The 10443-nt window shown below is 72.4% G+C and carries 14 protein-coding genes; 9 read left to right on the forward strand and 5 right to left on the reverse strand.

Features of this window, described 5'->3' with window-relative positions; all coding sequences use genetic code 11:
• Nucleotides 1-155: 155 nt before the first annotated feature.
• Entirely contained in the window at nt 156-350 is a 195-nt protein-coding gene (locus tag HW577_RS13510; RefSeq protein ID WP_198376660.1) for a DUF1192 family protein, read from the reverse strand.
• 109 nt (nt 351-459) lie between these two features.
• Here HW577_RS13510 and HW577_RS13515 point away from each other — a divergent pair, with 109 nt between their 5' ends.
• Entirely contained in the window at nt 460-1014 is a 555-nt protein-coding gene (locus tag HW577_RS13515) for a DUF1013 domain-containing protein (RefSeq protein WP_198376661.1), read from the forward strand.
• Between the two features lie 69 nt (nt 1015-1083).
• On the opposite strand, the gene HW577_RS13520 is transcribed toward HW577_RS13515, so the two are convergent.
• Nucleotides 1084-1260 carry a YdcH family protein gene (locus HW577_RS13520; RefSeq protein ID WP_198376662.1) on the reverse strand — a complete coding sequence of 59 codons (177 nt, stop codon included), beginning with the start codon at nt 1258-1260 and terminating at the stop codon, nt 1084-1086.
• A gap of 189 nt (nt 1261-1449) precedes the next feature.
• Between HW577_RS13520 and HW577_RS13525 the strand changes: the two genes are divergently transcribed.
• From HW577_RS13525 to HW577_RS13545, 5 genes are all read left to right on the forward strand, one after another.
• Complete coding sequence (locus tag HW577_RS13525; RefSeq protein WP_198376663.1) at nt 1450-1650, forward strand: YdcH family protein; 201 nt, start codon at nt 1450-1452, stop codon at nt 1648-1650.
• Between the two features lie 186 nt (nt 1651-1836).
• The gene (gene purE, locus HW577_RS13530) at nt 1837-2334 is read left to right on the forward strand and encodes a 5-(carboxyamino)imidazole ribonucleotide mutase (protein WP_198376664.1); all 498 of its coding nucleotides are present in this window, start codon (nt 1837-1839) and stop codon (nt 2332-2334) included.
• On the forward strand, nt 2331-3455 hold the full coding sequence (locus tag HW577_RS13535) for a 5-(carboxyamino)imidazole ribonucleotide synthase (protein WP_198376665.1): 1125 nt from the start codon (nt 2331-2333) through the stop codon (nt 3453-3455). Before purE ends, HW577_RS13535 begins: the two co-directional genes overlap by 4 nt.
• Before the next feature lie 197 nt (nt 3456-3652).
• A complete protein-coding gene (locus HW577_RS13540; protein ID WP_198376666.1) occupies nt 3653-4726 on the forward strand; it encodes an OmpA family protein in 1074 nt (357 codons plus the stop codon).
• A gap of 340 nt (nt 4727-5066) precedes the next feature.
• Nucleotides 5067-6143 carry an OmpA family protein gene (locus tag HW577_RS13545; RefSeq protein WP_198376667.1) on the forward strand — a complete coding sequence of 359 codons (1077 nt, stop codon included), beginning with the start codon at nt 5067-5069 and terminating at the stop codon, nt 6141-6143.
• 96 nt (nt 6144-6239) lie between these two features.
• Here HW577_RS13545 and HW577_RS13550 read toward each other — a convergent pair whose 3' ends face one another.
• From HW577_RS13550 to def, 3 genes are all read right to left on the reverse strand, one after another.
• Nucleotides 6240-6746: a hypothetical protein gene (locus tag HW577_RS13550; RefSeq protein WP_198376668.1), complete on the reverse strand. Its 507-nt coding sequence runs from the start codon at nt 6744-6746 to the stop codon at nt 6240-6242.
• Nucleotides 6747-6994: 248 nt separating this feature from the next.
• Complete coding sequence (locus HW577_RS13555) at nt 6995-7597, reverse strand: COQ9 family protein (protein ID WP_198376669.1); 603 nt, start codon at nt 7595-7597, stop codon at nt 6995-6997.
• Complete coding sequence (gene def, locus HW577_RS13560; protein WP_198376672.1) at nt 7594-8100, reverse strand: peptide deformylase; 507 nt, start codon at nt 8098-8100, stop codon at nt 7594-7596. Before def ends, HW577_RS13555 begins: the two co-directional genes overlap by 4 nt.
• A gap of 195 nt (nt 8101-8295) precedes the next feature.
• On the opposite strand from def, the gene rpsU reads away from it, so the two are divergent.
• The 3 genes from rpsU to HW577_RS13575 all read left to right on the forward strand — a co-directional run bounded on the left by rpsU (nt 8296) and on the right by HW577_RS13575 (nt 10420).
• Nucleotides 8296-8499 (forward strand): 30S ribosomal protein S21, encoded by a 204-nt coding sequence (rpsU, locus tag HW577_RS13565; RefSeq protein WP_007006360.1) that lies wholly within the window; start codon nt 8296-8298, stop codon nt 8497-8499.
• A 164-nt stretch (nt 8500-8663) separates the two neighbouring features.
• Entirely contained in the window at nt 8664-10004 is a 1341-nt protein-coding gene (locus HW577_RS13570; RefSeq protein WP_198376670.1) for a putative bifunctional diguanylate cyclase/phosphodiesterase, read from the forward strand.
• Nucleotides 10001-10420 carry a BLUF domain-containing protein gene (locus tag HW577_RS13575; RefSeq protein WP_198376671.1) on the forward strand — a complete coding sequence of 140 codons (420 nt, stop codon included), beginning with the start codon at nt 10001-10003 and terminating at the stop codon, nt 10418-10420. Before HW577_RS13570 ends, HW577_RS13575 begins: the two co-directional genes overlap by 4 nt.
• The last annotated feature ends 23 nt before the right edge of the window (nt 10421-10443 follow it).

Genomic DNA, 10443 nt, shown 5'->3' on the forward strand with positions numbered 1-10443 from the left:
GCCCGGCCGCGTGCGGGCGACCCGGCCGGCACGGCGCAGCCGCCCTGCCGCCCATCCAATCCAGCATGGCCAGCCGGCTCGGATGGCGCGCGACGGCATCCATCGCCGGCCGGGCCGGACATCCGACCAGCCGCGCCACCGGGCCGGATATGGCCCTACCCCTTGCGGAAGAACGCCTCCGCCGCCGCCCGGTGGCTCTGCCCGGCTTCGATCGCCGCCTCGGCCCGGGCGATCTCGGCCTTCAGGTCGGCGATGTACTCCTGCAACTGGCCCACATCCCACCCGTCGAAGCGGGGCTTCTCCAGGACCTGGCGCCGGCGCGGCAGGTCCCCTTCCTCCAGTGGCGGCATGGCTCTCCTGCTCCATCCGGGCTTTGACCCTGCCCGGCCGTCTCATTATAGGGGGCGCATCATATCGCGGGGGTTCGCTTCCGCCCCTCCCGCCTCCCGAGGTTCGCCCATGCCCCAGCCACTCATGCCGAAGGCCACCGCCGTGTGGCTGATCGACAAGACGTCGCTTTCCTTCGAGCAGATCGCCGACTTCGTCGGGATGCATCCGCTCGAGATCCAGGCGATCGCGGATGGGGAAGTCGCGCAGGGCATCGTCGGCTTCGACCCGGTCGCCTCCGGCCAGCTGACACGGCAGGAGATCGCCCGCTGCGAGGCGGATTCCGGCGCCCGCCTCGTGCTGCAGGAAAGCAGCATCGTGCTGCCCAAGGCGCGCGCCAAGGGCGGGCGCTACACGCCCGTGTCCAAGCGCAACGACCGGCCGGACGGCATCGCCTGGCTGCTGCGCAACTACCCGATGCTGAGCGACGCGACGGTCGCCAAGCTGCTCGGCACGACCAAGGACACCATCGCCAAGGTGCGCGACAAGACCCACTGGAACAGCGCGAACATCAAGCCGCGCGACCCGGTGATCCTCGGCCTGTGCACCCAGTCCGACCTGAACGCGGCGGTGTCCGCGGCCGGCGGCAGCATGGCCGTCCCGCCGCCCTCCGAGGACGCAGCCTGATCCTGGCCGCGCCCATCAGGGGCCGTGATGCGGGACGTCGCGCGCCGTCGCGGCCGGCCGGGCCCCGCGCTAATGCGGCCGCGACGTGCGCAGCCTCTCCAATTCCTCCTTGAGTCGAAGCTTCTCGCGCTTCATTCGGGCCAGTTCCGCCTCATCGGGCTTCGGCCGGCGATCCTCGTCCAGGATACGACGCTCGAGGGCCGCGTGGCGTTCCTCGAGGGAGGCGATCCGGGGGTTCAAGGGCATGCGTGACGCATCCTCATCCGTGCTGGGCCCCGCGGCTGGCAGCCGCGGCGGCGGTCTTCCGGCCAGGCGGCCGGTCGGGCACCAGGGGGCGCGCATCGTCCGGGATTGGCCTGTCGCGCCCCGGCACTTGCATGATAAGGGCCTTCTGCGCGCGAATGCATCCACAACTTCGCCCCGGGGCCGCCGGCCATGATCGCCGACCGTGACGCCATGCTTCGCCGTCTGCACGAATTGCGGAGCGAACACCGCGACCTCGACACCGTCATCGCGCGGCTCGACGGGTCTCCGGTGGACCAGTTGCAGCTGCAGCGGCTCAAGAAGCGCAAGCTCAAGCTGAAGGACGAGATCGCCTGGCTCGAGGGCCGGCTCGTCCCCGACATCATCGCTTGAGTATTTTGATCGCCTCAGGCGTCGGCGCGGCCTCCGGCCACTTGGCTTTCGCGCCACGCACTGCTGCGCCGGCGGCGGCGGGCAGGCTGGGCGCGGTCGGGCCTTGCCCTCCCGGATCGAGGCTGCGCCTCGATCCGCATTCTTCCTGGCCGCGCAGCGGTCGCACTGTCGGGTCGTAGGGTCTGAATGAGCGAAGTCGCGCACGCCGCCCCCCTGGTCGGCATCATCATGGGCAGCCGGTCGGACTGGGAGACCATGCGCCACGCCGCCGAGACGCTGGCGAACCTCGGCGTGCCGCACGAAACCCGCGTGGTCTCCGCCCACCGCACGCCCGACCGGCTCTTCGCCTATGCCAAGGGCGCGGCCGGGCGCGGGCTCAAGGTCATCATCGCGGGCGCGGGCGGCGCCGCCCACCTGCCGGGCATGGCGGCGTCGATGACGGAGCTGCCCGTGCTCGGCGTGCCGGTCGAATCCCATGCGCTCAAGGGCATGGACAGCCTGCTCTCCATCGTCCAGATGCCGGCCGGCATCCCTGTCGGCACGCTGGCCATCGGCCGCGCCGGGGCGGTCAATGCCGGGCTGCTCGCCGCCGCCATCCTCGCCACCGGCGACGCGGCGCTGGCCCGGCGGCTTGCCGCCTGGCGCGCCGCGCAGACCGAAAGCGTGCCGGACAGCCCGGCATGACCGGCTTCCCCCTGCCGCCCGGCAGCATCATCGGCATCCTCGGCGGCGGGCAACTGGGTCGCATGTCGGCGCTGGCCGCCGCGCGGCTCGGCTATGCCTGCCACGTCTACGCGCCGGAAGCCGACAGCCCGGGGATGCAGGTCGCCGCCCACCGCACCGTCGCCGCCTATGAGGACCGTGACGCGCTGGCCCGCTTCGCCGGGTCGGTCGCCGTCGTCACCTTCGAGTTCGAGAACGTCCCCGCCGCCGCGCTGGAAGCGCTGGCCGGCCTCGTGCCCTGCCGCCCCGGCCTCGCCGCGCTCGCTACCTGCCAGGACCGGGTGGCGGAAAAGGCCTTCCTCGGGCGGATCGGCGTGCCCGTCGCGACCTGGCGGGCGGTCGAGACCGAGGCCGACCTCGCCGCCGCCGTCGCCGAACTCGGCCTGCCCGCGGTGCTGAAGACGACGCGACTCGGCTATGACGGGCGCGGCCAGGCCGTGCTGCGCAGCATGGACGACCTCGCCCCCGCCTTCGCGCGACTCGCCCCCAGGCCGCTGGTGCTGGAAGCCTTCGTGCCCTTCGCGGCGGAAATCTCGGCGATCGCCGCGCGCGGGGCGGATGGCGCCGTCGCCACCTTCGACCCGGCGGAAAACCGCCACGCGCACCACATCCTCGACCTGTCCTTCGCGCCCGCCCGGGTCCCGGAGGCCGTGGCGGCCGCCGCGCGCGCCCATGTCGCGGCGGTGGCCGAGGGACTCGACCTGATCGGCCTCGTCGCGCTCGAGATGTTCCTGCTTCCCGACGGGCGGCTGCTCGGCAACGAGATCGCGCCCCGGCCGCACAATTCAGGCCACTGGACCATGGATGCCTGCGCCGCCAGCCAGTTCGAGCAGCATGTCCGCGCGGTGGTCGGGCTGCCGCTCGCGCTGCCGGAACGCCACCACGATGCCGTGATGCGCAACCTGATCGGGCCGGAGGGGATGGCCGCCTGGCCGCGCCTGGCCGCGACGCCGGGCGTCGTCGGCCATCTCTACGGCAAGGCCTCCGCCCGCCCCGGCCGGAAGATGGGCCATGCGACGCGGCTCCTGCCGCGCGGGGCGCTGGCGACGATGGAGGATGCGGCGGCGCTCGGCCCCCTGTGACCGATTTGCCACCGTATCATGTGACCTGATTGCCACAGATGCGGCGATAAGGTCGCGCGGGTCTGGCGCGAAGCATCGCAAATGTTGGAATATGCAATCACTGAAGTGAGAGCCGCGGTGCGGAGATCGCTTCGGGCAGCTTTTTCGGCCCGACGGGCCATGCATCGGCCCCACGGGCCACGAACAGGAGAAGTCACATGAGCCTGAGGAAGGCGCTTCTTGCCGCGACGCTGCTGTCGCTGCCCATGGCCGCGAACGCGCAGAGCTGGGACCCGCGGGTTTCGGGCGTGTATGTCGGCGCCGGCCTCGGCGCGAACTACCTGATGGGCACCTCGGATGGTGTGGCCGGCCGCAGCGTCGAGACCGGCTTCGAGTGGGGCTGGGCCGGCGTTCTCAGCGTGGGCTACGGCTTCGGCAACGGCCTGCGCCTCGAGCTCGAGGGCAGCTACCGCACCAACGAGATCGACGGCCTGAAGGGCGCCCCTGGCCGCTACAGCCGTTCGGGCGGCTCGGCGCAGTCCTACGGCGCGATGGTCAACGCGCTGTATGACTTCAACCTCGGCGGCGTCGCCCCCTATGTCGGCGTCGGCATCGGCTACCAGATCCACAACTACGACGGGATCCGCGGGACCGTGCCGGGTGGCACGGGCGCCGGCACGCGCCTGCTGCTCGACGGCGACGAGGGCAACTTCGCCTATCAGGCGATCGTCGGCGTCGCGCTGCCGATCGACCCGGTGCCGGGCCTCGCGCTGACCGCCGAGTACCGCTTCATGGGCACGCTCGGCCATGACATCGACGCCCGCGCGACGACGCCGGCCGGCGTGGTGACGCGCAACACGTTCGAGGCGGAGAACTTCAACCACTCGATCATGTTCGGCGTGCGCTACAACTTCGGCCGCTCGGCCGCCCCGGTGGCCGCGGCCGCCGCGGCCCCGGCGCCGGCGCGCACCTTCCTGGTGTTCTTCGACTGGAACCGCGCCGACCTGACCGCCCGCGCGCGTCAGATCATCGGCGAGGCCGCGACGGCCCGTCGTTCGCAGCAGGTCACGCGCATCGAGGTGAACGGCCACACCGACACCTCGGGCTCCGCCCGCTACAACCAGGGCCTGTCCGAGCGTCGTGCCGCCGCCGTGGCCGGCGAGCTGGTCCGCCTGGGCGTGCCGCGGAACGAGATCGTCACCCGCGGCTTCGGCCAGAGCCAGCTGCTCGTGCCGACCCCGGACAACGTGCGTGAGCCGCAGAACCGCCGCGTGGAGATCGTCCTCCGCTAATCCGCGGGGACCACGCGACACAGACCGGGAAGGGCCGCCGAAAGGCGGCCCTTTCTGCGTTCGGGGGCCGGCGGCGACGCGGCCCCGGACAGCGGCGCGGCACGCCGGGGAAAGGGCCGGGGGATGGCGCGCCGATCCGCCTCCGCCCGGGCGGTGCCGTGGCGATTCGCGGCGGGCACGGGGGCAGCCGCGACACGCCGCGCGCCCGCCCTTTCTGCATTGCGGCAAAGCCCCTTGCTGCTGCAAACTTCGGTAACTGCAACGTGCGATTCTTCCCCTGATGTCCGCCCCGCGTCCCCGCCTTCGCGCCGCCCGTCTTCCAGGCCTCGCCCTTGCCTGCATGACGTCGGTCTGCGCCCTGCCCGCCGCAGCTCAATTCGTGGACGGCCCCTATGTCGCGGGCGGCGTCGGGCTGAACCTGGTGCCGGACACCGACCTCAACCTCGACCAGGCGGCGGCCCGCGGCCTCGGCGCGGCCGGCTACGGCGCGGGCGGGTCGGTCGGCCTCTCGCCCGGCTTCGCCGGCGTGCTCAGCCTCGGCTGGGGCTTCGGCAACGGGCTGCGCGCCGAGATCGAGGGATCCTTCCGCAGCAACGACGTCGACAGTGTCTCCGGCGCGGCCGGCTGGGCGAGCCTCGGCGGCGGCTCCGGCCGCCAGGAAAGCTGGGGCGTGATGGGCAACGTCCTGCTCGACCTCGGCGTGATCGGCCCGGTCATGCCTTATGTCGGCATCGGCGCCGGCTATGTCGCGACCGAGTGGAACGGCGTGCGCGGCCTCGGCCAGAACGGCGCGCTGCGCATGACGATCGACGACCGCGACGGGCGCTTCGCCTACCAGGGGATCGCGGGGCTCGCCTTCCCGCTCTCCTTCGCGCCGGGCCTCGCGGTCACGGCGGAATACCGCTTCCTCGGCACGCTCCAGCCCCGCTTCGACGCACGCTGGGACAACCCCGCCACGGGAGCGACGGTGGCGCGCGGGGCGGCGGAGCCCGACAACTTCAACCACTCGCTGCTGCTGGGCCTGCGCTACGCCATCACGGCCGCGCCCGCGGCCCCCGCCCCCGCCCCCGCCGCCGCGCCGCAGGCCAGCCGCACCTTCCTCGTCTTCTTCGACTGGAACCGGGCGGACCTGACCGAGCGCGCGCGCCAGATCATCGGCGAGGCCGTGCAGCACGCGCGGACCCAGCGCAGCACGCGCATCGAAGTGGCCGGCCACGCCGACCGCTCCGGCACCGTGCCCTTCAACCAGGCGCTGTCGCGCCGGCGGGCGGAAACGGTCGCGGCGGAACTCGTCCGGCTGGGCATCGCGCGCGACGAGATCGCGGTGACCGCCTTCGGGGAGACGCAGCCCCTGGTCGCGACCGCCGACGATGTGCGGGAGCCGCAGAACCGCCGCGTGGAGATCGTCGTCCGGTAAGGGCGGCGCGTCGGACGGGCCCCTACGCAAAAAGGCCGGACCCTCGGGGCCCGGCCTTTTCGATTCCACCCCGCGCGCGGGCGCGGCGTGCCGGCTTCAGCGGCGGCGCGCGGAAGCCTGCCGGGCCGGTGCCCCGCCGGCGGGGCATTCGGGCGCGGTCACGGATTGCGGGATGTTGCGCATGGCCGCGAACTGGGCGAGCTGCGGGCCGGGCGTGGCCAGCGCACCCTGGAACAACGGCTCCGCATCGCGGCAGAAGAAGGAGCCGGCGCGGATCGCGTCCTCGGAATGCTCGTTCGCCATGTTGGTGTTGTTCGAATCGAAGCGCGTGCGCGCCTGGCCGCCATAGGCGCGGGTGAAATAGGCGTTGGTCGTGCGGTTCGCGGCGCTCAGCTCGTTGCCGAAGCGGCGGATGAACTGGTTGTAGCTCTCGCCCTTCTGGCAGTTCAGCGCGCTGACCATCAGGTAGGTCTGCAGGGCGCGGACATCGAGTGCGCCGCGCTCCTCCGGCCGCAGGCAGGCATTGGCCAGCGCGGGGCCGGCGATGGCGACGCCGGCGATCGCGGCGACCACGGTGCGGATCTTTTGGCGAATCTTGCTCATGGGCGCCGGGCGCTCCCTTCAGGATCGGTTCGTGCCACGTGCCGCGCCCCCGGACTCGGGCGCGCGCGGTCTTGGCTCGGGAACCTGCCTCATGGCGCAACCCGCGCCGGCACGCAAATGTATTTTCTGCATTAATCGCGCGCAGCACCAATGGCTTGCGCGGCGGAGCGAAGATCGCGCCGCAGCCCGGGGCCGCCCGTAACGAAACCCGCGCGCGCGGCGAAACCTCTCCCTCCGGCTCGCCCCGGTCAGGCCGCCTTCGCCGCCCCCGCCCGCTTCCGGCAGCGCCCGAGCCGCGCCAGCCCCGCCAGGCGCCGGTCGAGGAAGTCGAGCGTCGGACCGATATCCTCCTGGTCGTCGCGCAGCCAGAAGGCGAGCGTCGCGCCATAGACGGCCGCGAGGCTGGCGCGGCGCGTGTACCAGGAGAAATCGGCCGACTTGTCGCCTGCCGCGTACCACATCGCGCTCGCCGTGCGCGCGGCGGTGCGCAGGCCGGACGCCGCGTTCCAGGGCAGGCTCTGCAGCGCGAGCGCCTGGCGCACCGCGTCCTTGTGCGGGGTGGCCTGGCGCAGCCGTGTCGCGACCAGGGTGCGGATGCGGTCGGGGATGCGCAGGCCCGAAAGATCGCCGGCCTCGGCCGCCATCTCCCGGTCCGCGAGATCGAGCCACGCCTCGATCGCCGAGAGCGGGCCGCGGGGGAACAGGAAGGCGGCCTCGTCCTCGGGCATGCCTGCCTCGGCGAGGCCCGCGGCGATGGCGCGCCGGGTCCAGCCGAGTTCGGGCACCAGCGGCAGGATGGCGCGGATGGCGGCGTCGCGCGCCGTGCGGTCGGTCTCGTCGAGATCGGTCATGCCTGTTCCTTCGCCGCGGCGCGGGCGAGTTCCTCGTTGAATCCGAAGCGCGAGAGATCCTCCATCCGCATCGGATAGAGGATGCCGTCCAGGTGGTCGGTCTCGTGCTGCATGATGCGGGCGGCAAGGCCCGCGGCCTCCCCCTCGATCGCGTTGCCGGCGATGTCGAGGCCGCTGAAGCGCAGCCGCGCTGCGCGGCGCACCGCCCCGCGCAGGCCGGGGATGGACAGGCAGCCTTCCCAGGCTTCCTCCGTCTCCTCCCCCACCGGTTCCAGCACCGGGTTTATCAGGGCGGACACGCCGCCCGCCCCGGTGCGCCAGACGAAGATGCGCAGCGGGACATGGACCTGCGGCGCGGCGAGGCCGACGCCGCCGGCATCCTCCATGGTCTCGGCCATGTCCTCGACCAGGCGCAGGATCTCGGGCGCGGTGGGGTCGGGGACCTCCTCGGCGCGCATCAGCAGGACGGGGTGGCCCATGCGGGCGATCTTGAGGATGGCCATGGCGCTCCGGCGCGCGGTGGGGATGGTGCCGCGCTTCGCATCGAGCCTTGCATATAGTGCGCCGACAGCGCGCGGGAGGGCTTCCGGCACGGCGCGCATCCGTGGTAATGCTCCCGCTCCGACGCGGCGGGGCTTGCCCCGCTGCGCCGCATGCCGTGCATTGTTCCACACCCAACGCGCAGGAGGTTGCGCCGCGTGCAAGTCGTCGTTCGTGACAACAATATCGACCAGGCCCTCAAGGCGCTGAAGAAGAAGCTGCAGCGGGAAGGCGTTTTCCGCGAGATGAAGCTCCGCCGGCACTATGAAAAGCCGTCCGAGCGCCGTGCGCGCGAGGCCGCCGAGGCCGTCCGCCGCGCCCGCAAGGTCGAGCGCAAGCGCCTGGAGCGCGAGGGCTTCTGAAGCCCTCTCGCCGCCCTGCACGCGCAGGGCGGCACCGCAGGCACAAGACCGCGACGCGGAGGATGCTCCGCGGCTCGCGGTTTTTTGTGTCTGATCTCCAAACCGTGCGGCGATTCGCCTCCGCTTAACCGACGCCGCCCTAGAAGCGGCGCGGAGGCAATCGCATGACCTACGCCGCGACGCCGTCGAGTGCCGGCCACGACGCCGAGGAACCGCCCGGCCCCATCGACGAGACCACAGGCCTGCTCCGCCGGGAGGCCTTCCTCGCCGCGCTCGACCGGCGCGCGCGGCAGCAGGAAAACCGTCCCTTCGCGCTGCTTGCCATCGACCTGGACCGCTTCAAGGCGGTGAACGACTCGCTCGGCCACCCGATCGGGGACGCGCTGCTGCGCGCGGTCGGGCGGCGGCTGCGCGGCTGCGTCCGTGCGGGCGACCTCGCCGGCCGCCTGGGCGGCGATGAGTTCGCCATCCTGCTGCCGGACAATGGGCGGGAGGAGGAGGCCGAGGCCCTCGCCGCGCGGCTGGTCGACCTGCTCGCACGCCCCTTCCTGCTGGAAGGCCACAGCGCCGTCATCGGCGCGAGCGTCGGCATCGCCATCTCGCCCGGCGATGCGACCGGCGCCGACATGCTGATGCGCGCCGCGGACCTCGCCCTCTATGCGGCGAAGGAGCAGGGCCGCGGACTGTTCCGCCGCTACACGCCCGAAATGCGCGCGCGGATGGAGGAACGGCGCAGGCTCGAGACCGACCTGCGGGCGGCGATCGGCCTCGGCCAGTTCGAACTCCACTACCAGCCGCAGGTCTCCATCTCCGGCGGGGAGCTGACGGGGTTCGAGGCACTGATCCGCTGGCGCCATCCGGACCGCGGCCTGGTGCCGCCCGTCGCCTTCGTGCCGCTGGCCGAGGAGATCGGCCTGATCGTCCAGATCGGCGAATGGGTGCTCCGCACCGCCTGCCAGGAAGCGACGAGCTGGCCCGAATCGCTCCATGTCGCGGTCAACGTCGCGGCCCCCCAATTCGCCCAGCGCGACCTCTTCGAGGTGGTGGGCGCGGCCCTTGCCGATAGCGGCCTCGCACCCCATCGGCTCGAGCTCGAGGTGACGGAGACGTCCCTGCTGCACGACACGGCCCGCGCGGTCGAGACGTGCCAGAGGCTGCGCGCGCTCGGCGTGCGGATTTCGCTCGATGATTTCGGCACGGGCTATTCCTCGCTGACGCAGCTTCGCGACTTCCCGCTCGACCGCGTCAAGATTGACCGCAGCTTCATCGCCGACATCGGCGCGCGCGGCGACAACTCGGCCATCGTGCGCGCCGTCACGACCCTGGGCGCGGCGCTTGGCCTGCGGACCACGGCCGAGGGGGTCGAGACGCAGGAACAGATGAAGGAGCTGCTCGCCTATGGCTGCTCGGAGGCACAGGGCTACCTCGTCAGCCGGCCTGTCCCGCGGGAGGCGGTGCAGGAGATGATCGCAAGGCTGGCCCGGCGCCAGGAGACAGTGGCATGAGCGAACCGACCGAAACCCTCCAGCGCGTGATCTATTCCAGCCGCGTGACGCCGGGCGGGGCTTTCCAGGTCTCGGAGATCCTCGAGACCTCGCGGCGCAACAACGCCGCGCTCGGCGTGACCGGCGCCCTGCTGGTCAGCGGCCCCTATTTCGCGCAGGTGCTGGAAGGCCCGCCGGCCGCCGTCGAGGAGATCTTCGAGCGCATCCAGTGCGACGCGCGGCATGAGCAGATCACCGTGCTGGAAGTGGCAAGCCCGTCGGCGCGCGCCTTCGGCGACTGGACGATGGGCTTCGCCGAGGAGCGGGAGGACGCGGCCGGTGCCGCGCTGCTCGACCCCGCCGCGGCTTCGGGGCTGCTCGACAGGCTGAAGACGGCGCTGACCAACACCGCGGCGTCGCGGCGCCGGCACGCCTGACCGCCGGCTGCGGGCGCGCTCGC

This window comes from Neoroseomonas rubea (genome assembly GCF_016106015.1).
In the GTDB taxonomy this organism is placed as follows: Bacteria; Pseudomonadota; Alphaproteobacteria; order Acetobacterales; family Acetobacteraceae; genus Neoroseomonas; species Neoroseomonas rubea.

Excerpts from the sequence above, each read along its gene's own strand:
- HW577_RS13510 (WP_198376660.1), bottom strand. The coding sequence starts at position 350 with ATGCCGCCACTGGAGGAAGGGGACCTGCCGCGCCGGCGCCAGGTCCTG.
- HW577_RS13515 (WP_198376661.1), top strand. The coding sequence starts at position 460 with ATGCCCCAGCCACTCATGCCGAAGGCCACCGCCGTGTGGCTGATCGAC.
- HW577_RS13520 (WP_198376662.1), bottom strand. The coding sequence starts at position 1,260 with ATGCCCTTGAACCCCCGGATCGCCTCCCTCGAGGAACGCCACGCGGCC.
- HW577_RS13525 (WP_198376663.1), top strand. The coding sequence starts at position 1,450 with ATGATCGCCGACCGTGACGCCATGCTTCGCCGTCTGCACGAATTGCGG.
- purE (WP_198376664.1), top strand. The coding sequence starts at position 1,837 with ATGAGCGAAGTCGCGCACGCCGCCCCCCTGGTCGGCATCATCATGGGC.
- HW577_RS13535 (WP_198376665.1), top strand. The coding sequence starts at position 2,331 with ATGACCGGCTTCCCCCTGCCGCCCGGCAGCATCATCGGCATCCTCGGC.
- HW577_RS13540 (WP_198376666.1), top strand. The coding sequence starts at position 3,653 with ATGAGCCTGAGGAAGGCGCTTCTTGCCGCGACGCTGCTGTCGCTGCCC.
- HW577_RS13545 (WP_198376667.1), top strand. The coding sequence starts at position 5,067 with ATGACGTCGGTCTGCGCCCTGCCCGCCGCAGCTCAATTCGTGGACGGC.
- HW577_RS13550 (WP_198376668.1), bottom strand. The coding sequence starts at position 6,746 with ATGAGCAAGATTCGCCAAAAGATCCGCACCGTGGTCGCCGCGATCGCC.
- HW577_RS13555 (WP_198376669.1), bottom strand. The coding sequence starts at position 7,597 with ATGACCGATCTCGACGAGACCGACCGCACGGCGCGCGACGCCGCCATC.
- def (WP_198376672.1), bottom strand. The coding sequence starts at position 8,100 with ATGGCCATCCTCAAGATCGCCCGCATGGGCCACCCCGTCCTGCTGATG.
- HW577_RS13570 (WP_198376670.1), top strand. The coding sequence starts at position 8,664 with ATGACCTACGCCGCGACGCCGTCGAGTGCCGGCCACGACGCCGAGGAA.
- HW577_RS13575 (WP_198376671.1), top strand. The coding sequence starts at position 10,001 with ATGAGCGAACCGACCGAAACCCTCCAGCGCGTGATCTATTCCAGCCGC.